26 protein-coding genes and 1 tRNA gene are annotated in these 25,016 nt (G+C 62.6%); 15 read left to right on the top strand and 12 right to left on the bottom strand.

The annotated features are described in order from the left end of the window. Positions 1-322 precede the first annotated feature (322 nt). The gene (locus PSm6_RS23735) at positions 323-1,477 is read right to left on the bottom strand and encodes an alpha-hydroxy acid oxidase (protein WP_265168412.1); all 1,155 of its coding nucleotides are present in this window, start codon (positions 1,475-1,477) and stop codon (positions 323-325) included. Between the two features lie 84 nt (positions 1,478-1,561). Then, complete coding sequence (locus PSm6_RS23730) at positions 1,562-2,485, bottom strand: LysR substrate-binding domain-containing protein (protein WP_265168411.1); 924 nt, start codon at positions 2,483-2,485, stop codon at positions 1,562-1,564. Positions 2,486-2,688: 203 nt separating this feature from the next. Between PSm6_RS23730 and PSm6_RS23725 the strand changes: the two genes are divergently transcribed. Together PSm6_RS23725 and PSm6_RS23720 are read left to right on the top strand one after the other, a co-directional pair. Next, positions 2,689-3,717: an ABC transporter substrate-binding protein gene (locus tag PSm6_RS23725; RefSeq protein ID WP_371876961.1), complete on the top strand. Its 1,029-nt coding sequence runs from the start codon at positions 2,689-2,691 to the stop codon at positions 3,715-3,717. Between the two features lie 109 nt (positions 3,718-3,826). Then, positions 3,827-4,606: a hypothetical protein gene (locus PSm6_RS23720; RefSeq protein ID WP_265168410.1), complete on the top strand. Its 780-nt coding sequence runs from the start codon at positions 3,827-3,829 to the stop codon at positions 4,604-4,606. Positions 4,607-4,716: 110 nt separating this feature from the next. Here the strand turns inward: PSm6_RS23720 and PSm6_RS23715 are convergent. After that, positions 4,717-4,804: transfer RNA gene (locus tag PSm6_RS23715), tRNA-Ser, on the bottom strand. A 130-nt stretch (positions 4,805-4,934) separates the two neighbouring features. Between PSm6_RS23715 and PSm6_RS23710 the strand changes: the two genes are divergently transcribed. From PSm6_RS23710 to PSm6_RS23680, 7 genes are all read left to right on the top strand, one after another. Further along, positions 4,935-5,603 (top strand): Bax inhibitor-1/YccA family protein, encoded by a 669-nt coding sequence (locus tag PSm6_RS23710; protein WP_265168409.1) that lies wholly within the window; start codon positions 4,935-4,937, stop codon positions 5,601-5,603. 105 nt (positions 5,604-5,708) lie between these two features. Next, positions 5,709-6,101: a sulfurtransferase complex subunit TusD gene (gene tusD / locus PSm6_RS23705; protein ID WP_021219002.1), complete on the top strand. Its 393-nt coding sequence runs from the start codon at positions 5,709-5,711 to the stop codon at positions 6,099-6,101. A gap of 1 nt (position 6,102) precedes the next feature. After that, positions 6,103-6,462: a sulfurtransferase complex subunit TusC gene (gene tusC / locus PSm6_RS23700; RefSeq protein ID WP_265168408.1), complete on the top strand. Its 360-nt coding sequence runs from the start codon at positions 6,103-6,105 to the stop codon at positions 6,460-6,462. Next, positions 6,462-6,764 carry a sulfurtransferase complex subunit TusB gene (gene tusB, locus PSm6_RS23695; RefSeq protein WP_265168407.1) on the top strand — a complete coding sequence of 101 codons (303 nt, stop codon included), beginning with the start codon at positions 6,462-6,464 and terminating at the stop codon, positions 6,762-6,764. Before tusC ends, tusB begins: the two co-directional genes overlap by 1 nt. Beyond that, positions 6,761-7,096, top strand: coding sequence for a TusE/DsrC/DsvC family sulfur relay protein (locus PSm6_RS23690; RefSeq protein ID WP_021219005.1), 336 nt, complete (start codon positions 6,761-6,763; stop codon positions 7,094-7,096). The genes tusB and PSm6_RS23690 overlap by 4 nt, the downstream gene beginning before the upstream one ends. After that, entirely contained in the window at positions 7,093-8,076 is a 984-nt protein-coding gene (locus PSm6_RS23685) for a glycosyl transferase family protein (protein WP_265168406.1), read from the top strand. The genes PSm6_RS23690 and PSm6_RS23685 overlap by 4 nt, the downstream gene beginning before the upstream one ends. An 88-nt stretch (positions 8,077-8,164) precedes the next feature. Then, on the top strand, positions 8,165-9,166 hold the full coding sequence (locus PSm6_RS23680; protein ID WP_265168405.1) for a glutathione S-transferase family protein: 1,002 nt from the start codon (positions 8,165-8,167) through the stop codon (positions 9,164-9,166). On the opposite strand, the gene cysG is transcribed toward PSm6_RS23680, so the two are convergent. The 6 genes from cysG to ftsK all read right to left on the bottom strand — a co-directional run bounded on the left by cysG (position 9,154) and on the right by ftsK (position 16,734). Further along, positions 9,154-10,548: a siroheme synthase CysG gene (gene cysG / locus PSm6_RS23675; protein WP_265168404.1), complete on the bottom strand. Its 1,395-nt coding sequence runs from the start codon at positions 10,546-10,548 to the stop codon at positions 9,154-9,156. The genes PSm6_RS23680 and cysG overlap by 13 nt on opposite strands. 116 nt (positions 10,549-10,664) lie before the next feature. Beyond that, complete coding sequence (gene serS, locus PSm6_RS23670; protein WP_021219009.1) at positions 10,665-11,945, bottom strand: serine--tRNA ligase; 1,281 nt, start codon at positions 11,943-11,945, stop codon at positions 10,665-10,667. A 16-nt stretch (positions 11,946-11,961) separates the two neighbouring features. Continuing rightward, complete coding sequence (crcB, locus tag PSm6_RS23665) at positions 11,962-12,336, bottom strand: fluoride efflux transporter CrcB (protein ID WP_021219010.1); 375 nt, start codon at positions 12,334-12,336, stop codon at positions 11,962-11,964. Further along, on the bottom strand, positions 12,333-13,655 hold the full coding sequence (locus PSm6_RS23660; RefSeq protein WP_021219011.1) for a replication-associated recombination protein A: 1,323 nt from the start codon (positions 13,653-13,655) through the stop codon (positions 12,333-12,335). The genes crcB and PSm6_RS23660 overlap by 4 nt, the downstream gene beginning before the upstream one ends. A gap of 18 nt (positions 13,656-13,673) precedes the next feature. Continuing rightward, on the bottom strand, positions 13,674-14,300 hold the full coding sequence (gene lolA, locus PSm6_RS23655; protein WP_021219012.1) for an outer membrane lipoprotein periplasmic chaperone LolA: 627 nt from the start codon (positions 14,298-14,300) through the stop codon (positions 13,674-13,676). A 28-nt stretch (positions 14,301-14,328) separates the two neighbouring features. Next, positions 14,329-16,734 (bottom strand): DNA translocase FtsK, encoded by a 2,406-nt coding sequence (gene ftsK / locus PSm6_RS23650; protein WP_021219013.1) that lies wholly within the window; start codon positions 16,732-16,734, stop codon positions 14,329-14,331. Positions 16,735-16,956: 222 nt separating this feature from the next. Here ftsK and trxB point away from each other — a divergent pair, with 222 nt between their 5' ends. From trxB to infA, 4 genes are all read left to right on the top strand, one after another. Continuing rightward, complete coding sequence (gene trxB, locus PSm6_RS23645) at positions 16,957-17,907, top strand: thioredoxin-disulfide reductase (RefSeq protein ID WP_021219014.1); 951 nt, start codon at positions 16,957-16,959, stop codon at positions 17,905-17,907. A 42-nt stretch (positions 17,908-17,949) separates the two neighbouring features. After that, positions 17,950-18,633, top strand: a complete 684-nt coding sequence (aat, locus tag PSm6_RS23640) for a leucyl/phenylalanyl-tRNA--protein transferase (protein WP_265168403.1) — start codon at positions 17,950-17,952, stop codon at positions 18,631-18,633. A 53-nt stretch (positions 18,634-18,686) separates the two neighbouring features. Further along, complete coding sequence (locus tag PSm6_RS23635; protein ID WP_021219016.1) at positions 18,687-19,394, top strand: arginyltransferase; 708 nt, start codon at positions 18,687-18,689, stop codon at positions 19,392-19,394. Between the two features lie 99 nt (positions 19,395-19,493). Next, complete coding sequence (gene infA, locus PSm6_RS23630) at positions 19,494-19,712, top strand: translation initiation factor IF-1 (RefSeq protein ID WP_016492441.1); 219 nt, start codon at positions 19,494-19,496, stop codon at positions 19,710-19,712. Positions 19,713-19,766: 54 nt separating this feature from the next. On the opposite strand, the gene clpA is transcribed toward infA, so the two are convergent. Together clpA and clpS are read right to left on the bottom strand one after the other, a co-directional pair. Next, positions 19,767-22,037, bottom strand: coding sequence for an ATP-dependent Clp protease ATP-binding subunit ClpA (gene clpA / locus PSm6_RS23625; protein WP_043241728.1), 2,271 nt, complete (start codon positions 22,035-22,037; stop codon positions 19,767-19,769). Positions 22,038-22,066: 29 nt separating this feature from the next. Next, positions 22,067-22,429, bottom strand: coding sequence for an ATP-dependent Clp protease adapter ClpS (clpS, locus tag PSm6_RS23620; RefSeq protein ID WP_021219018.1), 363 nt, complete (start codon positions 22,427-22,429; stop codon positions 22,067-22,069). A gap of 228 nt (positions 22,430-22,657) precedes the next feature. Between clpS and cspD the strand changes: the two genes are divergently transcribed. After that, positions 22,658-22,924 (top strand): cold shock domain-containing protein CspD, encoded by a 267-nt coding sequence (cspD, locus tag PSm6_RS23615; RefSeq protein ID WP_111262174.1) that lies wholly within the window; start codon positions 22,658-22,660, stop codon positions 22,922-22,924. 66 nt (positions 22,925-22,990) lie between these two features. Here the strand turns inward: cspD and icd are convergent, their stop codons facing one another. Next, complete coding sequence (icd, locus tag PSm6_RS23610; protein WP_021219020.1) at positions 22,991-24,247, bottom strand: NADP-dependent isocitrate dehydrogenase; 1,257 nt, start codon at positions 24,245-24,247, stop codon at positions 22,991-22,993. Positions 24,248-24,568: 321 nt separating this feature from the next. Between icd and PSm6_RS23605 the strand changes: the two genes are divergently transcribed. Further along, positions 24,569-25,015, top strand: coding sequence for an NUDIX hydrolase (locus PSm6_RS23605; RefSeq protein WP_021219021.1), 447 nt, complete (start codon positions 24,569-24,571; stop codon positions 25,013-25,015). Position 25,016: the final 1 nt, after the last annotated feature.

The following is a 25,016-nucleotide window of genomic DNA, read 5'->3' as shown; positions in this document are numbered from 1 at the left end:
CGGCTTCGGCGGACATCAGCCAGGCAGGAGGCCGCCGCGCGCCCGATAGCGCCCGCAGCGGGATCGGCGAAAAGCCAGGCGCCGCCGCAATCTGCGCCAGCGTCTCGCGCTCGTTGCTTATTTCGTCTTATGGAGTGCGCCGTGTCAGCCAGCCTGGCGCTGCCCATCCAGCGTTGCTTCACGCTTTTCCGGCATGTGTTTCATGATCATCCCTGCATGCGACATCGCGCTCCGATGCGACGATCCGAGGCAAGGATTCTCCACGCCGGCTCGACCCGGAAGCCAGTCATGGCAGGAGGCTATGTCTTACCGGGCATTTCATCTACGGCAATGGGAAGCTTCCCGGAACCAGGATGCGATGATCGAGTTCACGGACATCCTGGTAGCCACATAGCGCCAGCGTCAGGTCCATTTCTCGGCCGATGATTTCCAGCACCTTGTCGACCCCCTCCTCCCCCAAGGCGCCGAGGCCATAGAGATGCGCCCTACCGATCAATGCGGCGCGAGCGCCGAGGGCCAGGGACTTGATCACGTCCTGCCCGCTGCGAATGCCGCCATCCAGCCAGACCTCCGACTGCTCACCCACCGCCTCGGCTATGGCGGGCAACGCACTGATGCTCGAAGGTGCTCCATCCAGCTGACGGCCACCGTGGTTGCTGACGATCAAGCCGTCGGCGCCGAGGCTGGCGGCGATACGAGCATCCTCCGCGTCGAGAATACCCTTGAGCACCAACTTGCCGCCCCAACGCTGCTTGATCCAGGCGATATCGCTCCAGCTGAAGCTCGGGTCGAACTGCTCCAGGGTCCAGTCGGCCAGCCGATGCAGATCATCCACCCCTTTCACATGGCCCATGACATTGCCGAAGTGATGACGCCGGGTACGCAACATACCCGCAGCCCAGCGGGGCTTGCAGAGGATATCCAGCAGATTGGCGGCGGTTAGCCGAGGCGGCGTGCTCAAGCCGTTTTTCAGATCCTTGTGCCGCTGACCGCTCAGCGGCAGGTCGAGGGTCAGCACCAGCGCGTCGCAGCCAGCAGCCTTGGCCCTGTCGATCAGGCTACCGACGAACCCACGGTCCCGCATGACATAGAGCTGGAACCAGAACGGCGCACCGACCGCGTCGGCAATGTCCTCCAGGGAGCAGATGCTGACCGTCGACAAGGTGTAGCGGATACCCGCACGCGCTGCTGCTCGTGCCGCCAGTATCTCGCCGTCGGCGTGCAGCATGCCGGCCAGGCCGGTGGGCGCGATGGCCAGCGGCATGGCCATGTCGACGCCAAGCATCCGGGTCGCCAACGAGCGATGCTCGATATCGCGGCCGACACGCTGGCGTAACTTGATCCGAGCGAAGTCAGCCTGGTTCTCCCGGTAGGTGGTCTCGGTCCAGGAGCCGGCATCGACATAGTCGTAGAACATTCTCGGAACGCGTTGACGGGCCAGCGCACGAAGGTCTTCGACACAGGTGATGGTGGGCATGCAATCCTCCTCGGGCAATCGGGGAGGATGCTAGCGAGCCAGCCTGTGGCGAATGAGGAAAAGAATTCCCGCTACCCAGGCGGATTATTCCGCGAGCAGCTCATTCATCCGCGCCTGCGACTGGGTCACCGCCTCTCTGCAGATCGACCTCAGCCACACCAGGAACGCATCGGCAGCCGGTGAGGCCTTCAGCAGCACCGCTTCGTAGTGGTAGGAAGGCCGACTGCGCACACGCCCAAGGGGTACCAGTTGCCCGTCCGCCAACCACGGGCGAGCCAGCGAAGGCCGGGCGAGGACCACGCCCTGACCATTGGCCGCAGCCTCCAGCATCATGCCCAGGTCGAGCAGCGCAGGCCCCTGGTCAGGCTCCGGCAGGGACAGCCCGGCAGCTGCCAACCAAGGCCGCCAGGGCTCCAGGGGAGAACGAAGAAGTGGCAGGCGATTGAAATCCGGTGCGCTGCCGGGCACCGAGAGCCGGGCCAGCAACTGCGGAGCAGCCAGGGGCTGCAGCCACTCATCGAGAAGCGGTAGAGCACATGAACCCTCGGGGCACCCGCCGAAGATATCGACATCACTCGCGCCATTCCCGGCGCCATTCAGCGGCGCCGTCACCTGGATTTCCAGATCGACACCGGGGTGGGCCAGGCAATGCTCCGCCAGGCGGGGAATAAGGATTTGCCGTGCGAAGGTCGGCGGGCAGGAAATGGCCAGGCGCTGCCGACGCTGCACCAGACGACTGTGCATGGGAATCGCCACGAGCTGCGTCATCACCGGCCTGATCTGCTCCAGGTAGACCTGCCCCTGTGCCGTCAATGACAAGGCGCCGTCACGGCGATTGAGCAACTGCACACCCAGCAACCGCTCGAGCCCGGAGACCCGCTTTCTCAGCGCACTGCCCGTCAGCGACAACTCCTCGGCGGCGCGCTCGAACGAGCCTAGGCGGGCAGCGGCCACGAATGCCTGCATGGCATCCAGGGACGGCAGTCGATAGTTGCCATAGTCACTCATGCTTGCCCCCTACCCTGCTCATCCTCGTCAAACACAGTGGAACTCACGAGCGCGAATGTATCGGAAAAAACCTCCCTGCCTGCGGGAGGCTATTTCCACGCACCGCCGACGGCTCATCACTAGGATGGCCCTGCATGCCGGACGGTGGACGAGAAGCCCTGATCTCCGCCTTGAAATGACAACAAGAACAAGGGATATCGATCATGCTCAAGCCTTCAGCAGTCGCTTTCTTCATTGCCATCTCGGCGCTCGAAGCCCACGCCTCCACTTTGACCGTCGTCTCGCTGGGTGGCCTGAACAAGCAAGCCCAGCAAGCAGCGTTCTACACGCCCTTTGAGCAAGCCCATGGCACCTCAGTGCGCTCGGACGACTACAACGGCGAACTGGGCAGGATCAAGGCCATGGTCGCAACCGGCTCCATCAGCTGGGACCTGGTCGAGGTGGACCACGCCGACCTGCAGCGAGGCTGCGAAGAGGGCCTTTTTGAGCCCCTGCCACCACTGCAGCAATTGAACGCCGAAGACCTGATCGACGATGCGATCAGCGAGTGCGGCGTGGGCATATTCATCTGGTCGACCGCCTTGACCTACGACGCCAAGGCGCTGGCAGCCGCCCCCAAAGGCTGGGCGGACTTCTGGGACCTGGATGCATTCCCCGGCAAACGCGCCCTGCGCAAGGGCGCCAAGCTCACCTTGGAAATCGCCCTGATGGCCGACGGTGTGCCCTCCGAGCAGGTTTACGAGGTGCTATCGAACCCCCAGGGCGTCGAGCGCGCATTCCGCAAGCTGGACCAGATCAAGCCCCATATCCAGTGGTGGGAAACAGGGGCTCAACCCTTACAGTGGCTGGCCTCGCGCGATGTCGTCATGACCTCCGGCTACACCGCCAGGGCGATAGGTGCGCGCAAGGATGGCTACGACTTCCCGGTGATCTGGGCCGGTAGCCTCTATGACATGGACAACTGGGCCATCGTCAGAGGCAGCCGCAATCAAACCGCCGCCCTGCAATTCATGCAGTTCACCAGCCAGCCCGATCAACAGGCACGCTTTGCCGAGATCATGCACAACGGACCAGTGAACCTTCGCGCACTCGACATGGTTACTCCGGCCACACGGGCGGACTTCCCCACCGCGCCAGAGAACATCGCACCGGCGCTGAAGGTCGATGCGCAGTTCTGGCTGGACCACGGCGAGGAGTTGGAGCAGCGCTTTATTGCTTGGTCGGCTAAGTAGCACCTGCCAAGGCCGCGGAGAACGTCATCCACGAGCAAGTACGGCGTGTTGCGTTGCAGGAGGAGCAACCGGGTCCCTACCATCGCCGTACTTGCAACGAGGAAACCCCATGAGTGACAACGAACTGATCCAGCAACGCTCAAGCTCCGCAACGGCCTACGCGAACAAGCCCAGCGTTCTCGTCGAAGCCTTCAAGAAGTACGAAGACAGCGTCCTGTTTCCCTATTTCGTCTGGGCGGTGAATCTATTGGGAGGCGGGACGATCGACCGAATCGCCTCCAATCATGTGGCCAGCTACAACATCAAGCGGCTGGACAACCTCTTCGAGCACCTGGCAAGAAGAGTGGATCGCAACGCCCCAGACCCTGAGTCAGAAGAATTCATGGCGGCGCTGCATGTATGCATCACAGCGCTCATGGGCAGCACGAGCCAAAGGAAGGCCAACTACTTCGCCGCCATCCTCGCGCATGCATGGATGAACAGCTCAACTGACTGGAACGAGCTTTCACAGGTGCTGAAACTCATCAGGGAGCTGGAAGACGTCCACATCATCATCCTTCGCGAAGCTGCAGCATTGGGGCAGGACGCACGCGGCAAGGCCATCATCTTCAGCGTGGGTCAGAGCGCCCCGAATGCAATACCGCTGGACCCCAAGCTCACAGCCTTCGACCCGAACCTGATTGCACTGTGCATCTCCGAGCTCATCGCCAAGGGCCTGCTCAACGACTCGTTCACCCAGAGAACCAGCTTCAGCAATAACGGCGGCCGCCAAGCCGCAGAGCTGGTCTATTCACTCTCCGAACTGGGCAGATGGTTCATCAGAAGGATCCAGGATCCCGACATCAAGGCTGGCAGTGGGGCGACATCGACCCTGTCGACCACGACCTGAGCGCCCGGCAATGCCTGAAGATGCAAGACCGCTAAGCGCAAGACGATCCAGGTAGCCAAGGCCCAGAAACGGCAAAGCCCCGAAGAACGGGGCTTTGCGGTGTAACTATATGGCGGAAGCGGTGAGATTCGAACTCACGGACAGTTTCCCGTCGGCGGTTTTCAAGACCGCTGCCTTCAACCACTCGGCCACACTTCCGCATTTGCGGGCCGCCATACTACCCGAACGCAACACGCTGTCAAACTCTCGCAACAGAGCCGATGCTGACCTCTGTTATCATTTCGCTCGACTGCGGTCACGGACCCAATTTCTTGCAGGAGTTTTGCAGATGAGCGATCAAGATTACGTACTGAACCAGGCGCAGGCCGGCGGGCTCGAAGTCAGCCGCGTGCTGCGCAATACCTACGGGCTGCTGGCGCTGACCCTGGCTTTCAGTGGCCTGGTCGCCTATATCGCGCAGCAGATGCGCGTCGCCTACCCGAGCATCTTCGTGGTGCTGATCGGTTTCTACGGCCTGTTCTTCCTCACCGTAAAACTGCGTAACTCGTCCTGGGGCCTGCTTTCCACCTTCGCGCTGACCGGTTTCATGGGTTACACCTTGGGCCCGATCCTCAACCGCTACCTGGGCATGCCCAACGGCGGCGAGGTGATCAGCTCGGCCTTCGCCATGACGGCCCTGGTGTTCTTCGGCCTGTCCGCCTACGTGCTGACCACCCGCAAGGACATGAGCTTCCTCGGCGGCTTCATCACCGCAGGCTTCTTCGTCCTGATCGGCGCCATGCTGGCGAGCTTCTTCTTCGAGATCAGCGGCCTGCAACTGGCGATCAGCGCCGGCTTCGTGGTGTTCGCCTCGGTCTGCATCCTTTATCAGACCAGTGCGATCATCCATGGCGGTGAGCGCAACTACATCATGGCGACCATCAGCCTGTACGTGTCGATCTACAACCTGTTCGTCAGCCTGCTGCAGATCTTCGGCGTGATGAGCGGCGACGACTGATAGCAACGCCTTGCAAGAGCCCGCTTCGGCGGGCTTTTTCTTGCCTGCAAAACCTGGACGCAAGCCGTATCATTGCGCCCAGCAATCCTGTGTCGAAGCACCCTCATGAAATTCGCCATCGCCCTCTTCGCCCCCGCTCATGCGCCCTCCTCCCGCCGCGCCCTGCGCTTCGCCGAGGCCGTACTGGACGGTGGCCACGAAATTACCCGACTGTTCTTCTATCAGGACGGTGTCCACAGCGCCTCCGCCAATGTGGTGACCCCGCAGGACGAGCCGGACATAGCCCGCGACTGGGCCAATCTTCTGGCCAAGCACCAGCTGGACGGTGTGGTTTGCATCGCTGCCGCCCTGCGCCGCGGCGTGATCAACCAGGAAGAGGCCGAACGCTATGGCCGCGTAGCCGCCAACCTGGCGCCGGGGTGGGAACTCTCCGGCCTGGGCCAGCTGCATGAGGCTGCACAGATGGCCGACCGCCTGATCTGCTTCGGAGGGAATTGATATGGCCAAGTCCATGCTGATCATCAGTCGCAGTGCGCCCTGGGCCGGCCCCGGTGCCCGTGAGGCGCTGGACATCGCGCTGGCGGGCGGCGCCTTCGACCTGCCGCTGGCAATGCTGTTTCTGGACGATGGCGTCTTCCAGCTCGCCAACAACCAGGCCCCCGCAAAACTGCAGCAGAAAGACCTGACCGCCAACCTCCAGGCCCTGCCGCTGTTCGGCGTGGAAGCCCTCTACGCTTGCGCCTACAGCCTGGACAAACGTGGCCTGACCGCCGACGGACTGAACCTTCCCGTCGAGGTCCTGGATGATGCAGCCCTGCGTTCCCTCATCGGGCGCCATGATCAGGTAATCACCCTCTGATGAGCACATTGCACGTTCTTTCCCATTCGCCATTCGGTGACGACCGCTTCGCCAGCTGCCTGCGCCTGCTGGGCGAACAGGATGCGCTGCTGCTCAGCGGTGAAGCCGTCCAGGCCCTGCGCCAGTCGACCGCTCCGCTTGAGCAGCTGGAAGCCCTCCCGGCCGGCATCGCCCTTTTCGCCCTGGAAGAAGATGTGGCCGCGCGTGCGCTCGGCGTCTTGCCCTCACGCATCACGCCGCTCGACTACCCGGGGTTCGTGGCGCTTTGTATCCAGCACGACAAGGTGAACAGCTGGCTATGAGCAGCCTCGACCTCAACGGACAGTGCATCCCGCTCGACAAGGACGGCTACCTGCAAGAGCTGGCGGACTGGTCCCCGGCGGTCGCTGAAGCCCTGGCCCTTCGCGAAGAAATCACACTACGGGCCGAGCATTGGGAAATCCTCGATTTGCTGCGGCGCTTCTACGCTGAATTCCAGCTGTCGCCGGCCAATCGCCCACTGATCAAGTACGTCGCCCAGCAGCTCGGCCCGGACAAGGGCAACAGCCTGCATCTCAACCACCTATTCAAGGGCGCCCCGGCCAAGCTTGCCGCCAAGCTCGCCGGCCTGCCCAAGCCGACCAATTGCCTATGACTCCCGCCGCCCCCGTTGAACACCCCTTCGCCCAGTTCGTGCGTATCCTCGGCAAGGGCAAGCGTGGCGCCCGCCCCATGACCCGCGAAGAAGCCCGCGAAGCCATGGGCATGCTGCTGGACGGCAAGACCGAAGACAGCCAGCTGGGCGCCTTCCTCATGCTGCTGCGGCACAAGGAAGAAAGTGCCGAAGAGCTGGCCGGCTTCACCGAAGCCTTTCGTGAGCGCAACGACGCCCCGGCCATCTCCGTGGACATCGACTGGCCCAGCTACGCGGGCAAGAAGCGCCACCACCCCTGGTTCCTGCTGGCCGCCAAGGCACTGGCCCATGGCGGCGTGCGCATCCTCCTGCACGGCGGCGGCCTGCACACGGCCGGCCGCATCTACACCGAGCAATGCCTGGAGCTGCTCGGCATACCCGACTGTGCGAACTGGCAGGAGGTCGCCCAGGCACTGGACGAGCAGAACCTCGCGTTCATTCCGCTGGGCGCCTGGTCGGTACCGCTGCAGCGCATGATCGACCTGCGCAACATCCTCGGCCTGCGTTCGCCGATCCACTCGCTGGCACGCATCCTCAACCCGCTGTGCGCACGCTGCGGGCTGCAGAGCATCTTCCATCCGGGCTATCAGACGGTGCACCGTGAAGCCAGCCGGCTGCTCGGCGACACGGCAATCGTGATCAAGGGCGAAGGCGGAGAGATCGAGGTCAACCCGGATGCCACCTCCCACCTCTACGGCACGATGGGCGGCAGCGACTGGGACGAGGAGTGGTCGGCCCTCTCCCCCCTGCGCCATGTCAAACCCGAGCGCATCGAGGCGGCACAGTTGCTGGGCGTGTGGGACGGCAGCATCGAGGACAGCTACGCCCGCCTGGCGATACTCAGCACCATGGCCCTGGCCCTTCGTGGCCTGGGCAAACCCCGGGAGGAAGCGTTCAGCGAAGCGGAAGCGCTGTGGAGCAATCGAGACCGTTCGTTTTAGTCGATCAAAGACACTTTGAATTTGCGCCATTCAATCGACTCAACACCATTAGACTCAGCCCAATTTCCAACTTCAGAGGGTCAGAGCCATGGGATTGCTGGTCGAAGGCAAATGGCAGGACAAGTGGTACGACACCGCCAAAGACGGTCGCTTTCAACGTGAAAGCGCGCGCCGACGCAACTGGATCACCGCTGACGGGTCGCCCGGCCCGAGCGGCAAGGGTGGCTTCACCGCCGAGCCCGGCCGCTACCACCTCTATGTGTCGCTGGCCTGCCCCTGGGCCCACCGCACGCTGATCTTCCGCAAGCTGAAAGGCCTCGAAAGCCTGATCGACGTTTCCGTGGTCAGCTGGTTGATGCTGGAGAACGGCTGGACCTTCGATCGCAGCCACGGATCGAGCGGCGATGCCCTCGACGGCCTGGATTACCTCCATCAGCGCTATACCCACGATGACGCCGACTACACCGGCCGCGTGACCGTGCCGCTGCTGTGGGACAAATTCGAAGGGCGCATCGTCAGCAACGAGTCCTCCGAGATCATCCGCATGTTCAACTCGGCCTTCGATGGCCTGACCAATGATCGCCAGGACTTCTACCCGGAACACCTGCGCAGCGAAATCGACGCGCTGAACGAACGCATCTATCCGGCGATCAACAATGGCGTCTATCGGGCAGGCTTCGCCACCACCCAGGACGCCTACGAGGAAGCCTTCGGCGAGCTGTTCAATGAATTGGATGCCCTGGAAGCGCTACTGGGCGAGCGCCGCTACCTGGCCGGAAGCCACCTGACCGAAGCGGACTGGCGCCTGTTCACCACGCTGATACGCTTCGACGCCGTCTACCACGGGCATTTCAAGTGCAACCTGCGTCGCCTCGCCGACTACCCCAACCTCTCCGGCTGGTTGCGCGAGCTGTACCAATGGCCCGGAGTGGCCGAGACGGAGGACTTCGAGCACATCAAGAGCCACTACTACGGCAGCCACCGCACCATCAACCCGACCGGGATCATTCCCGCCGGCCCGTTGCAGGACTTCAGCCAGCCCCATGGGCGCGACCACCTGCCGGGCAAGGGCGTGGCTCAGTCGGCCTGAGCCCCTTCGAACCAGGCGAGCTTGTCACGCAGTTGCACTACCTCACCCACGATTACCAGGGTGGGCGCGTGCACTTCGTGCTCGGCGACCAGCTGCGGCAGGTCGCCGAGGGTACCGGTGAACACTCGCTGGTTGCTGGTGGTGCCTTGCTGCACCAGAGCGGCCGGCGTATCCGCTGCGCGCCCGTGGCGGATCAGCTCGCTGCAGATACTCGGCAAGCCCACCAACCCCATGTAGAACACCAGGGTCTGCCCCGGCGCCACCAGATCGGTCCAAGGCAGGTCGCTGCTGCCATCCTTTAGATGTCCCGTGACGAAGCGAACCGACTGCGCATAGTCGCGGTGGGTCAGCGGAATCCCGGCATAGGCGGCACAGCCCGACGCTGCGGTGATGCCAGGCACCACCTGGAAGGGAATGCCATTGGCGGCCAACTCACCGATTTCCTCGCCACCACGACCGAAGATGAACGGATCACCACCCTTCAGGCGCAGCACGCGCTTGCCCTGGCGCGCCAGGTCGATCAGCTGACGATTGATTTCGTCCTGGGGCACGGCGTGTTCCGAGCGGCGCTTGCCAACGTAGATACGCTCGGCATCACGACGGCACATCTCGACGATGGGGCCCGCCACCAGGCGGTCGTAGAGCACCACATCGGCCTGCTGCATCAGACGCAAGGCGCGGAAGGTCAGCAGATCGGGATCACCCGGGCCCGCACCCACCAGGTAAACCTCACCCAATGCCTGCTTGGCTCCACCACCAGCCACGCGCTCCTCGAGCATGCGCTCGGCTTCGGCCGGTTGGCCGGCGAGCATGCGCTCAGCGATCGCCCCCTGGAAAACGTCCTCCCAGAACACCCGACGCTGCTGCACATCAGGGAAGAGCGCCTTGACCCGGCTGCGAAAGCGGCTGGCGAGCCCGGCGAGCTGGCCATAGGCGGAAGGGATCCAGGTTTCGATCTTGGCGCGGATCAGGCGTGCCAGAACCGGTGCATCTCCCGCGCTGGAGACGGCAACGATCAGCGGCGAGCGATCGACAATGGCGGGGAAGATCACGCTGCACAGGGCCGGCGCATCCACCACGTTCACCGGCACGCCGCGCGCCTGCGCATGCTGTGAAATCAGTGCATTGAGCGGTTCGTCATCCGTGGCGGCAATGGCCAGCACGCACTGATCGAGATCCGACTCTTCGTAACCACGGAGATGGGCCTGCCCCTGCGATGCCAGCACCAGCTCACTCAGCTGGCCGTCGATCTCCGGCGCCACCACACGCAGCACCGCACCGGCATCCGCCAGCAGGCGGGCCTTGCGCAGGGCGACTTCGCCTCCGCCGACGACGAGCACCTGGCGGCCCTGGAGGTTATGGAAGAGCGGGAGGAAATCCATGGGGAAGCCTTGCTGCAGTGGTTGCCGTGGAAAACGACGCCCGCATCCGGGGAGAACCGGAACGCGGGCGCCTGGGAGCACTCAAGCCACTCCCACCGAAGCGGGAGCGATGAGGGTCAACCGATGATTTCGATACCGCCCATGTAGGGCTTGAGTACATCCGGCACGCGGATGGTGCCATCCGCCTGCTGGTAGTTCTCCAGCACGGCCACCAGGGTACGACCGACTGCCAGGCCGGAACCATTGAGGGTGTGCACCAGTTCGGGCTTGCCGGTTTCCGGGTTGCGGTAACGGGCCTGCATGCGGCGAGCCTGGAAATCACCGCAGTTAGAGCAGGAGGAGATCTCGCGGTACTTGTCCTGGCTCGGCACCCAGACTTCGAGGTCATAGGTTTTGGTGGCGCCAAAGCCCATGTCACCGGTGCACAGGGCCAGGACGCGGTACGGCAGCTCGAGCAGCTGCAGGACCTTCTCGGCGTTGCCGGTCAGGCTCTCCAGCGCCTCGAAGGATTTGGACGGCTCGACGATCTGCACCATCTCGACCTTGTCGAACTGGTGCTGGCGGATCATCCCGCGGGTATCACGACCGGAGGCGCCGGCTTCGCTGCGGAAGCAAGGCGTGTGGGCGACGAACTTCAGCGGCAGCTGCTTGGCGTCGAGGATCGCGCCAGCCACGATGTTGGTCAGGGACACTTCAGCGGTGGGGATCAGGTACAGATCGGCCTCATCTTCGCGACCGATCTTGAACAGGTCTTCCTCGAACTTCGGCAGTTGGCCGGTGCCCTGCAGTGCGGGAGCCTGGACCAGGTAGGGCGTGTAGGCCTCTTCGTAACCGTGCTCGGCGGTGTGCAGGTTGATCATGAATTGCGCCAGGGCGCGATGCAGACGGGCGATGGGGCCACGCAGCAAAGCGAAGCGTGCACCGGAGAGCTTGGCGGCGGTCTCGAAGTCCAGCCAGCCATGGGTTTCGCCCAGGCTGACGTGGTCCTTGACCTCGAAATCGAAGCTGCGCGGAGTGCCCCAACGGCGAACTTCGACGTTGCCCTCCTCATCCTCGCCCACCGGCACGGATTCGTGAGGCAGGTTGGGGATGTTCAGCAGCAGGTTGTCCAGCTCGACCTGGATGTTCTCCAACTCGCGCTTGCCCTCTTCCAGCTCATTACCCATGCGGTCGACATCCGCCAGCAGCGGGGCAATGTCTTCGCCACGCTGCTTGGCCTGGCCGATGGCCTTGGAGCGGCTATTACGCTCGGCTTGCAGCTGCTCGGTGCGGGTCTGCACGGACTTGCGCTGGTTTTCCAGGGATTCGAGGCGCGCCACGTCCAGTTGGAAGCCGCGGCTGGCGAGGCGGTCAGCCACTTCCTGGGTCTGGGTACGTACCAGTTTGGAGTCGAGCATGTGAGGTTCCCGTCTATCAGAATTTGGTCAGAGTCAGGCCTGCCCAGGTGGCGAACAGGCCTCCCAGCACGCTTACCGCCGCATAGCCAAGGGCCAGGGGCAGTTGGCCGCTTTCCAGCAGGCGCAGCGTGTCGAGGGAAAACGAAGAAAACGTCGTCAGGCCGCCGAGGAAGCCGACCATCAGCCCGGCGCGGATCTCGACGGGCACTTCGGGCCTTTGCAGGAACAGGCCGTAGAGAAAACCGATGAGCAGGCAACCGACGATATTGACGGCAAGAGTACCGAGGTAGAAGTGGCGAGGCCAGTGGGCGTTCACCCAATTACCAGCGGCGAAGCGCAGCAGGGTGCCGGCGATGCCCCCCACCGCCACGGAAAGGACCAGGGGGATCATGGGCGCCTCTTCCTCGGGCTGCGGGCATCGAGCCCGGCCAGGTGCTCCAGCTTGTCGCGGATCTTCAGCTCCAGGCCACGCGGCACGGGCTGGTAGTACTGGCGCGGCTCGAGGTTTTCGGGGAAGTAGTCCTCACCCGCCGCATAGGCATCCGGCTCGTCATGGGCGTAGCGGTACTCATCGCCATAACCGAGCTGCTTCATCAGCTTGGTCGGGGCGTTACGCAGGTGCAGCGGAACCTCATGGGAGCCGTTTTCAGCGACATCGCGCATGGCGGTCTTGAAGGCGGTATAGACGGCATTGCTCTTCGGTGCGCAGGCCAGGTAGACGATGGCCTGGGCCACCGCCAGCTCGCCCTCCGGGCTGCCGAGGCGCTCCTGCACATCCCAGGCAGCCAGGCACAGGCTCAGAGCGCGCGGATCGGCGTTGCCGATGTCCTCGCTGGCCATGCGCACCACGCGCCGGGCGATGTAGAGCGGATCACAGCCGCCGTCGATCATCCGCGCATACCAATAAAGCGCGCCATCGGGACTGGAGCCGCGCACGGACTTGTGCAAGGCGGAAATCTGGTCGTAGAAGGCCTCGCCACCCTTGTCGAAACGACGGCGGCTGTCACCCAGGAGGTTCTGTAGCAGCTCGGGCTCGATATCGCTGTCGTCCTCGGCGAGGTCGGCCGCATTCTCCAGCAAGTTGAGCAGGCGTCGGCCATCACCATCGGCAGCGGCGAGCAGAATGGCGAAGCTCTCGTCCGGCAGGCGCAGCTTGCGCTTGCCGAGCCCCTTCTCCTCATTCAACGCACGGTCGACAAGCCGCCGCAATGCGGCCTCGTCCAGGCTCTTGAGCACATAGACACGGGCCCGGGACAGCAGCGCGTTGTTCAGTTCGAACGAGGGATTTTCGGTGGTGGCGCCGATGAAGATCAGCGTGCCGTCCTCGACGTAAGGGAGGAAGGCGTCCTGCTGGGACTTGTTGAAACGGTGCACTTCGTCGACGAAGAGGATGGTGCGACGACCGTACTGGGCCGCCTGCTGCTTGGCCATCTCCACCGACTGGCGGATTTCCTTGACGCCGGAGAGCACCGCCGAAATCGTCTCGAAATGGGCGTCACTGACCTGGGCCAGAAGCTTGGCCAGGGTGGTCTTGCCCACACCCGGCGGCCCCCAGAAGATCATCGAGTGCAGCGCCCCCTGCTCCAGTGCCTCACGCAGGGGCTTACCCGGCGCCAGCAGGTGCTCCTGGCCAACGTACTCATCCAGACTGCTGGCGCGCAGGCGTGCGGCCAGGGGCTGGGCGATGGGCTCGGAACGGAACAGGTCCATGGCTGCGCGAAAAGCCTCTTATTCCTGAATGACGTCGGCGCCTTCCGGAACCTTGAAGTCGAACTGGGCGGCATCGATCGCCTGGTTCATCTTCACGCCGAGGAAGAGGATGTTGGTGCGCTGGCCGACGCTGTCGATCAGCTGCATGTCGTTGATCACGCCGTTGCGGAAGGACAGGCGCAGGGTGTCGAACAGGGTGTCCTTGGCCTTGGGCGTGAGGATGAAGTCGACCACGTCGCCACCTTCCTTGTGGGTGATCTCGAAGTTCTCGCTGATCTTCGACACATCGCCCGACAACAGCAGCGCAGGCGTATGGGTCAGGCGCTGATCGAGGGTCTGGATGGTGACCTGCTGCAGGTCCGGGTCATACAGCCAGACCTTCTGGCCGTTGGATACCAGCAGCTGCTCCATCGGCTCGTCGGTGTGCCAGCGGAACAGCCCGGGGCGCTTGAGCACCAGCTCACCGGAGGTTTCCTGCAGTTGGGTGCCGGAGCCGTCCAGGGTCAGCTGGGAGAAGCGGCCGGTAATGGTCTGTGCCTTGTTGAGCATTTCAGTCAGGCGGGCGATGGCCACCTGGTCATCGGCCTGGGCCTGCAGGGCGCCAAGACTCAGCGCGGCAACGAGCAGCATGCGGATCAGTCGCATGGGGGTCCTCATCAGAATTCGTTCGGGGTTAGTCGCGAATCGGGCCCGGCGCGATTACGTCACGCGAGCCGTTGGTGTTCATGGGCGTGACGACGCCAGCCATTTCCATCGCTTCGATCATCCGTGCAGCACGGTTGTAGCCGATCTTGAGCTTGCGCTGCACGGCGGAAATCGAGGCCCTGCGGCTCTCGGTGACAAAGCGCACGGCCTCGTCGTAGAGCGGGTCTTCCTCGCTGCCCTCGCCGCCTTCGCCACCATCGAAACCACCGCTGGAGCCACCACCCTCTTCGGCGCCGGCAAGGATGTCTTCGATGTAGTCAGGCGCGCCACGCAGCTTCCAGGCTTCCACGACGCGGTGCACTTCATCGTCGGAAACGAAGGCGCCATGGACGCGGATGGGCAGGCCGGTACCCGGCGGTAGGTAGAGCATGTCACCGTGGCCGAGCAGCTGTTCGGCACCGCCCTGGTCGAGAATGGTGCGCGAGTCGATCTTGCTGGAAACCTGGAACGCCATGCGGGTGGGGATGTTGGCCTTGATCAGGCCGGTGATCACGTCCACCGAGGGGCGCTGGGTCGCGAGGATCAGGTGGATGCCCGCCGCACGCGCCTTCTGCGCGATACGGGCGATGAGCTCTTCCACCTTCTTGCCGACGATCATCATCATGTCGGCGAATTCGTCGACGATGACCACGATGGTGGGCAGCGTCTTCAGCAGAGGCGCTTCGTCCTCCATGCTCTCGCGACGGTAGAGCGGATCGGTGAGCGGGGTGCCCGCCTCTTCCGCATCCTTGACCTTGCGGTTGAAGCCGGCCAGGTTACGCACGCCCATGGCGGCCATCAGCTTGTAGCGCCGCTCCATCTCGGCCACGCTCCAGCGCAGCGCGTTGGCGGCTTCCTTCATGTCGGTCACGACCGGGCACAGCAGGTGCGGAATGCCTTCGTAGATCGACAGTTCGAGCATCTTCGGGTCGATCATGATCAGCCGCGCCTGCTCGGGCGTGGACTTGAACAGGATCGACAGGATCATGGCGTTCACACCCACGGACTTACCGGAACCGGTGGTACCGGCAACCAGCAGGTGAGGCATCCTGGCCAGGTCGGTGATCACCGGGCGGCCGCCAATGTCATGGCCCAGCGCCATGGTCACGGGGGACTTGGCATCGTCGTATTCGGTCGAGGACAGCACTTCGGAGAAGCGCACGATCTGCCGATCCTCGTTGGGGATCTCGATGCCCACGGTGGTCTTGCCGGGAATCACTTCCACAACGCGCACGCTGATCACCGCGAGGGAGCGCGCAAGGTCCTTGGCCAGGTTGGAAATGCGGCTGACCTTCACCCCGGCGGCGGGCTGGATCTCGAAACGGGTGATCACCGGGCCCGGATGCACGGACTCGACGAGTACCTCGACACCGAACTCCTTGAGCTTGATCTCCAGCAGGCGCGACATGGCCTCCAGGGATTCCGGGGAGTAGCTCTTCTGCTTCTTCTCCGCCGCATCGAGGATGGAGATGGGCGGCAGGGTACCTTCCACGGCACTGTCGACGAACAGTGGAGCCTGCTTCTCCTTCTGCACCCGCTTGCTGGGCTCGGCCGCCTTGGCCGGCGCAGGCGGGGTGATGACAGGGGCCGGGCGCTTGTCGCGTTCGGTCATGTGCTTGGCCAGGGCCTCTTCGCGCTCTATCAGGCGCTCCTTGACCTTGGCTTGCTCGCGGCTGTCGCGAACCACAGGGGCGGCGACTTCGCTGACGCGGTCATCGACCTCGCGCAGCTTGGCAACCAGCAGCTTGCGCTCGGAGCGCGCGCTCCACCAACGGTTGATCAGGCTCTGGATCAGCTCGATGAGGTCAAGGGTGATCTTGCCGGTCAAGTCCATCACCTTGAACCAGGACAGGTCGGTGAACACCGTCAGGCCGAAGAGGAACAGCGCGAAGAACATCAGCGTGCTGCCCTGCACGTTCAGCGCATTGACTGCCAGGTGGCTGAGGCTCTCGCCCAGCGCACCGCCAGCAGAAGCAGGCATGCCGACGCTGTCCTGGAAATGGATATCGGCCAGCGCAGCGCCGGAAAGCACCAGGAACACCAGGCCGATCAGGCGCCAGGAGAACAGCCAGCCGCTCCAGTCGATAGCCTGGTGGCGATGACGGAACACCTGCAGCGTCTTGATCGCCAGCAGCAACGGGAAGATATAGGCGAAGTAGCCCAGGGCCATGAACAGGATGTCGGCGAACCAGGCGCCGAGGCGGCCCGCCGCGTTTTGCACCTGCTCGACGTTGCTGGTGTGGGTCCAGCCCGGGTCGGAGGAATCGTAGGTGAGCAGCGCCATCCACAGGTAAAGGCACAACGCGCCCAGCGCGATCAGCGCACCTTCCTTGAGGCGGTAATGCAATTGCTGGCGCCAGACGGGCGTCTGGGCGGTACTCGTGGAATTCTTCAAACGCCTTTTTTCCTGCGCCCCGAGGCGCGCTCAAGAATCGGTTACTGGCGGAAATGCCGCCTATTGTACGGGCTTAACCACCCGGCGCGACAGCGCGCCCATTGAGCCTGGAGCGTTTTGCCGCTGATTCGTGCTTCGGTGTAGCATAGCCGCCAACATCTTGCGCAGCGCTCAATTTGAGCATGCATTCTCTTTTGTGACAAAGACTTATGAGGCCTTTTTATGAGCGACGTCAAGCATTCACGCCTGATCATCCTGGGCTCCGGCCCAGCCGGTTACACCGCTGCCGTGTATGCCGCCCGCGCTAACCTCAAACCCGTCGTCATCACCGGCATCCAGCCCGGCGGCCAGCTGACCATCACCACCGAAGTCGACAACTGGCCCGGTGACGTCGAAGGCCTCACCGGCCCGGCCCTGATGGAGCGCATGCAGAAGCACGCCGAGCGTTTCGACACCGAGATCGTCTACGACCACATCCATACCGCAGAGTTGCAGCAACGCCCGTTCATCCTCAAGGGCGACAGCGGCACCTATAGCTGCGACGCCCTGATCATCGCCACCGGCGCCTCCGCCCAATACCTGGGCCTGCCGTCCGAAGAAGCCTTTGCCGGCAAGGGCGTTTCGGCCTGCGCCACATGCGACGGCTTTTTCTACCGCAACCAGGTGGTCTGCGTGATCGGCGGGGGCAACACTGCTGTAGAAGAAGCGCTGTACCTCTCCAACATCGCCAAGGAAGTCCACCTGATCCACCGCCGCGACAAGCTGCGCTCGGAGAAGATCCTTCAGGACAAGCTGTTCGAGAAAGCCAAGAACGGCAACGTTCGCCTGCACTGGAACCACACCCTGGAAGAAGTACTGGGTGATGCCACCGGCGTCACCGGTGTGCGCCTGAAGGACACCACCAGCGGCGAAACCCGTGAAATGCCCCTGGCTGGCGTATTCATCGCCATCGGCCACAAGCCCAACACCGAGCTCTTCCAGGGCCAACTGGAAATGCGCGACGGCTACCTGGTGGTACGCGGCGGCTCCGAAGGCAACGCCACCGCTAGCAGCATCGAAGGGGTGTTTGCCGCCGGCGACGTAGCCGACCACGTCTACCGCCAGGCCATCACCTCCGCTGGCGCCGGCTGCATGGCCGCGCTGGACGCCGAAAAATTCCTCGACGACAACTAAGGCCCTGAGGCGGCGCCTATCCGCGCCGCCCTCCCCTCCTCCATGCTGACCTGGCTGAGCCGCGACAACCTCATCTTCCCACCCCTGGAGCGCGCCCTGCGCGAGCCGAACGGCCTGCTGGCCGCGGGTGGCGACCTCTCCCCGGAGCGCCTGGTCCAGGCATACCGCCACGGCTGCTTCCCCTGGTTCCAGGATGGCCAGCCGATACTCTGGTGGTCACCAGACCCCCGCACCGTCCTGCCGCCCCAGGAAATCCATATCTCCCGCAGCCTGGCCAAGCTGATGCGCCAGCAGCGCTTCCGCATCACCTTCGACCAGGATTTCGCCGCCGTCATCCAGGCCTGCGCCGGGCCACGCAGCTACGCGGACGGCACCTGGATTACCACGCCGATGCAGGCCGCCTATCTGGAACTGCACCGCCGCGGCGTCGCGCATTCGGTCGAGGTCTGGCTGGAAGACGAGCTGGTAGGTGGCCTGTACGGACTCGCCATGGGCAAGCTGTTCTTCGGTGAGTCGATGTTCAGCCGCACCGACAACGCGTCCAAAGTGGGCTTCGTCACCCTGACCCAGCACCTGTCCCGCTGGGGCTTCGTACTCATCGACTGCCAGATGCCGACCCAGCACCTGCACAGCTTCGGCGCCCGCCCCATCAGCCGCGAGAAGTTTTCGCGCTACCTGCAGCTCTATCTCGACCAACCCAACAGCGCTGACTGGGTCGTTGCCTAGGCGAGTCGCCAAGCCTGGCTTACACTTGCGGAAGGCTTTTTCGAGATTCGACCATGACCGAGCTGGCTCGCCTGAAGTTCTATGCCACTCAACCGCATCCTTGCAGCTACCTGCCCGAGGAACAGGCCACGACACTGTTCCTCGACCCCAGTCAGCCGATGGATGTGGAGGTCTACGCCGAGCTCTCGGAAATGGGTTTTCGCCGCAGCGGCGACCACCTCTACCGCCCCCACTGCCAGCGCTGCACCGCCTGCGTCCCCGCGCGCATCCCCGCAGAAGCCTTCGCCCCCAGCCGCCAGCAGCGGCGCATCCTCAAGCGCAATACCGATATCGAAGTCCGCGCCGTGCGCCCGACCTTCAACGAGGAGTACTACGCCCTCTACGTCCGCTACATCGAAGAGCGCCACGCGGATGGCGACATGTACCCGCCGAGCCGCGACCAGTTCTCCACCTTCCTGGTTCGCGACCTGCCCTTCTCGCGCTTTTACGAGTTCCGCCTGGACGGCCGCCTGGTTGCCATAGCGGTCACCGATGTCCTGCCCAACGGTCTCTCCGCCGTTTACACCTTCTACGACCCGTCGGAGGAGCGCCGCAGCCTCGGCCGCTTCGCCATTCTCTGGCAGATCGGAGAAACACTGCGCCTGGGTCTCCAGGCGGTCTATCTCGGCTACTGGATCAAGAACTGCCGGAAGATGAACTACAAGACCCAGTACCGCCCCATCGAGCTCTTCGTCAACCAGCGCTGGGTCACCCTCACCTGAAACTCTTGGCTTACGGTGCAATTTTCGGGCACAATGCACGCCGTTTTTGCCAGGCGCCGTTTGCACCCGGCCAATCATTGATACCGAGGGCTTTACTGCATGTCGAAAGAAGACAGCTTCGAAATGGAAGGCACTGTCATCGATACCCTGCCTAACACCATGTTCCGCGTGGAGTTGGAAAACGGGCACGTCGTCACCGCGCATATTTCTGGAAAAATGCGCAAGAACTACATCCGCATCCTCACCGGCGACAAGGTTCGCGTTGAACTGACCCCCTACGATCTGAGCAAAGGCCGCATCACCTACCGCGCCCGCTGACAGATCCACAACAAAAAGCCCGGCACTAGCCGGGCTTTTTGCGTTGCTCCATCGTCAGGCCATTTCGGCAGTGGTCTCGAAATCGAACTCGAGCTCACCATCCTTGACGTCGATGTGCACGACACCGCCGTGCTCGGCCAGCTCACCAAAGAGGATCTCCTCCGCCAGCGGACGCTTGATCTTGTCCTGAATCAAGCGCGCCATCGGGCGGGCACCCATCTGCACGTCATAACCCCGCTCGCCGAGCCAGCCACGCGCCTCGTCGCTAACCACCAGTTGGACGCGCTTGTCCTCGAGCTGCGCCTGCAACTCGGTGAGGAACTTGTCGACCACGTTCTTGATGGTTTCGTGACTGAGGCGACCGAACTGGATGATGGTATCCAGGCGGTTGCGGAACTCCGGCGTAAAGCTCTTGCGGATGACCTCCATGGCATCGGACGAATGGTCCTGATGCGTAAAGCCGATGGAGGCACGCGCAGCGGTCTCGGCACCGGCGTTGGTGGTCATGATGACGATGACGTTACGGAAGTCCGCCTTGCGCCCGTTGTTGTCGGTCAGCGTGCCGTGGTCCATCACCTGCAGCAGCAGGTTGAAGACCTCGGGGTGCGCCTTTTCGATCTCGTCGAGCAGCAACACGCAATGCGGCATCTTGGTGATGGCTTCGGTGAGCAAGCCACCCTGGTCGAAACCTACGTACCCGGGAGGCGCACCGATCAGGCGTGACACAGTGTGCCGCTCCATGTACTCGGACATGTCGAAGCGCACCAGCTCGATACCCATCGCTTTCGCCAATTGGCGGGCAACTTCGGTCTTGCCGACACCCGTGGGGCCCGCGAAGAGGAAGGAACCCACCGGCTTGTCCGGCGACTTGAGGCCCGCCCGGGAGAGCTTGATGGCCGTCGACAGCGAGTCGATGGCGGCATCCTGGCCGAATACGGTCAGCTTCAGGTCACGCTCGAGGTTACGCAGCAATTCCTTGTCGGAACTGTTGACGTGCTTTGGAGGAATCCGCGCGATTTTCGCGACGATATCCTCGACCTGCGCAACATCGATACGAGGAGCACGCTTGTCTTCCGGCTGCAGGCGCTGATAGGCCCCCGCCTCGTCGATAACGTCGATGGCCTTGTCCGGCATGTGCCGATCGTTGATATAGCGCGCAGCGAGCTCAGCAGCAGCCCGCAGAGCCTCGTCGCTGTACTCGATGTGGTGGTGCTGCTCGAAGCGGCCCTTGAGCCCCCTGAGGATGCCCACGGTGTCTTCAACCGACGGCTCGCTTACATCGACCTTCTGGAAGCGACGCGCCAGGGCGCGATCCTTCTCGAAGATGCCGCGGAATTCCTGGAAGGTGGTCGAGCCGATGCAACGGATCTCCCCGGAGGACAGCAGCGGCTTGAGCAGATTGGACGCATCCATTACCCCGCCCGATGCCGCACCCGCACCAATGATGGTGTGGATCTCATCGATGAAAAGGATCGCATGGGGGCGCTTGCGCAGCTCGTTGAGCAGCGCCTTGAAGCGCTTCTCGAAGTCACCGCGGTACTTGGTGCCCGCCAGCAGGGCCCCCAGGTCGAGGGAATAGACGACGCTATCAGCCAGCAACTCGGGAACCTGGTTGTCGACGATGCGCTTGGCCAGGCCTTCGGCGATCGCCGTCTTGCCGACCCCCGCCTCACCCACCAGCAGCGGGTTGTTCTTGCGGCGTCGCGCCAGGATCTGCGCGACACGCTCCACCTCGGTCTCGCGACCGACCAGCGGGTCGATCCGCCCCTGGCGCGCCAGTTCATTCAGATTGCTTGCATAGGCATCCAGCGGATGCCCAGCGGAAGAAGACTCCCCACCTTCGTCATCCTGCATTTCCTGCTCGCTATCATGCTGCTCGCCATGGCCGGGCACCTTGGAGATGCCGTGGGCGATGTAGTTGACGACATCGATACGGGCGACGCTCTGCTGCTTGAGCAGGAACACCGCCTGGCTTTCCTGCTCGCTGAAGATGGCCACCAACACGTTGGCGCCCGTGACTTCACGCTTGCCGGAGCTCTGCACGTGGAACACGGCGCGCTGCAATACGCGCTGAAACCCGAGCGTGGGCTGGGTTTCGCGGTCCTCGTCATGCTGAGGGATCAGCGGCGTGGTGGAGTCGATGAATTCCTGTAGATCATGCCGCAGCTTGTCCAGATTCGCCCCGCAGGCCTTCAGCACTGCGGAGGCTGCCTCATTGTCCAGAAGGGCCAGCAACAAATGCTCGACCGTCATGAATTCATGACGCTTGGCACGGGCCTCCTTGAAGGCAAGATTGAGGGTGACTTCGAGCTCACGGTTCAACATAGCTTCACCTCATACCCAAGCGGTCGGCGTTAACCGTCCTTCTCGATCTCACAGAGTAGCGGATGCTGACTCTCTCTCGCGTATTGATTCACCTGCATCGCCTTGGTTTCAGCAATATCGCGTGTAAACACTCCACAGACCGCCCGCCCTTCGGTATGGACGGTCAGCATGACCTTGGTCGCTGCCTCGCGGTTGTGGCTGAAGAACACCTCTAGAACTTCCACCACGAAATCCATCGGTGTGTAGTCATCGTTAAACATGACCACCTTATACATGGGTGGCGCCTGCAGGATCGGCTTGGCTTCCTGGACCAACAGACCGGAGTCGTCGTCCCCATGATGCTCAGGGCGATCCTGATTGAATGTTAGTCGAATCTGGCTGCTTGCATGCATGCTGGAATAAAGCTTCTTGGTAGACGAAATGGGACGTCCCATGGACTTTGACCCGCTTCTCAGCTGGCCGCTGCATTGCCTTGACTAAAGGCAAAACGGTGTTACAAACAATGGATACCCACCTACGGGTATCAGGGGTTCCGCACCCTCGTCCATATGGCCGAAGCGGGCGCGGGGTCGAAGTGGATGATACTCCAGTGATGGAGTCCTTTGCAGAGGGATATCAGCATGGTTAGCGGTAAGGTCAAGTGGTTCAACAACGCCAAGGGCTATGGATTTATCCTCGCTGACGGCCGAGATGAGGACCTGTTCGCCCATTATTCGGCCATTCAGATGGATGGCTATAAAACCTTGAAAGCTGGCCAACCGGTAAGCTTCGATATCATCCAGGGCCCCAAAGGCCTGCACGCCGTGAACATCAGTACGGTCACGGCGAATTCCGAAGCACCTGCCGCCACTGCCAGCCTCCCCCAGGGCAGCACGGTCGAGGCTTGAGCCCAATTCCTTAGGGCATAAAAAAGGCCGGTCACGATGACCGGCCTTTTTGTCACGCCATCAATCTCACATGTGAGCGATGGTGGCGTCGCCGAAGCCAGAGCAGGAAAGCAGCGTGGCACCGTCCATCAGACGCTCGAAGTCGTAAGTAACGGTCTTCGCAGCGATGGCACCGTTGGTGCCCTTGATGATCAGGTCAGCAGCTTCGACCCAACCCATGTGGCGCAGCATCATCTCAGCAGAGAGGATGACCGAACCCGGGTTGACCTTGTCCTGGCCAGCGTACTTCGGCGCGGTGCCGTGAGTCGCTTCGAACATGGCGATGGTGTCGGACAGGTTGGCACCCGGAGCGATACCGATACCACCCACTTCGGCCGCCAGGGCGTCGGACAGGTAGTCACCGTTCAGGTTCAGGGTGGCGATGACGTCGTACTCGGCCGGGCGCAGCAGAATCTGCTGCAACATGGCGTCGGCGATGGCGTCTTTCACCACGATGTTCTTGCCGGTGTTCGGGTTCTTGAACTGCATCCACGGGCCGCCGTCCAGCAGCTCGGCACCGAACTCATCACGTGCGACTTCGTAGCCCCACTCTTTGAAGGCACCTTCGGTGAACTTCATGATGTTGCCTTTGTGGACGATGGTCACGGAGCTGCGATCGTTGTCCACGGCGTACTGCAGGGCCTTGCGCACGAGGCGCTTGGTGCCTTCCAGGGAAACCGGCTTGATGCCGATGCCGCAGTTTTCGGTGAAGCGGATTTTCTTGACGCCCATTTCCTCGGTGAGGAACTTGATGACCTTCTCGGCCTCGGGGGAGCCAGCTTTCCACTCGACGCCGGCGTAGATGTCTTCAGAGTTCTCACGGAAGATGATCATGTCCACGTCACCCGGCTTCTTGACCGGGCTTGGCACGCCTTCGAACCAGCGAACAGGACGCTGGCAGACATACAGGTCCAGCTCCTGGCGCAGAGCCACGTTCAGGGAGCGGATGCCACCACCGACCGGAGTGGTCAGCGGGCCTTTGATGGAAACGACGTAGTCACGTACCGCTTCCAGGGTTTCTTTCGGCAGCCAGGTGTCCTGGTCATAGACCTGGGTGGCCTTCTCGCCAGCGTAGACTTCCATCCAGGAGATCTTGCGAGTGCCGTTGTAGGCCTTGGCAACGGCGGCATCAACCACCTTGATCATGACTGGGCTGATGTCGACGCCGATACCATCACCTTCGATGAAGGGGATGATCGGGTTGTTCGGGACGTTCAGGGACATATCGGCATTGACGGTGATTTTGTCACCGGTAGCAGGCACCTGGATCTTTTGGTATCCCATGCTGGACTCCGTAGTTCTCGTGGTCTGACAACCATCACGCGGTCGGCGCGACGGATGGATCTTGGGTCTCGGAAAGGCGGCACATTCTTGTAGTTTTTCTACAGAAAGTCACGCACTTTTCCATGTTTCGACAGATCGGGCTGGCAGTTAAACCCGCATGAAACCTGTGCTTTAGCCCTACATGTAGTCAAACTACAACTTCGCTACACGTAGCCATCCGAGCAAGCGCTATTCATCCTAGCAGCTTGCTTCCGGATTGCTCCTCTCTCGCCGGGTCATCAACCGATGGCTACTATCAGCCACCTACCCAAGGAGGACTCCATGCGTTTCACCCCCCATGTCACAGTCGCCACCCTGATCGAAGACCAGGGCCGTTTCCTGATGGTCGAGGAGATGTCGGATGGCCGGGCGGTATTAAACCAGCCTGCCGGCCACTTGGAAGCCGACGAAAGTCTCATCCAGGCCGCCCTGCGCGAAACCCTCGAGGAAACCGGCTGGGAAGTCGAGCTGACCGCCGTCACCGGCATCTACCTCTATACAGCGCCGAGCAATGGTGTCACCTACCAGCGCGTGTGCTTCGCCGCCCGCCCCTTGCGCCACCTACCCGAACGCGAGCTGGACGATGGCATCATCGCCCCGCGCTGGCTGACCCGCGACGAGCTCTTGGCCCACCGCGAGCAATGGCGCAGCCCACTGATCCTGCGTTGTATCGATGACTACCTGGCCGGCGAGCGCTTCCCCCTCAGCCTGATCCGCGACCCGGCGTGAT

Source organism: Pseudomonas solani, from assembly GCF_026072635.1.
Taxonomy (GTDB): domain Bacteria; phylum Pseudomonadota; class Gammaproteobacteria; order Pseudomonadales; family Pseudomonadaceae; genus Metapseudomonas; species Metapseudomonas solani.
Note: the sequence above shows the minus strand (reverse complement) of the source record. Positions and strands in the feature narration are given on the sequence as shown.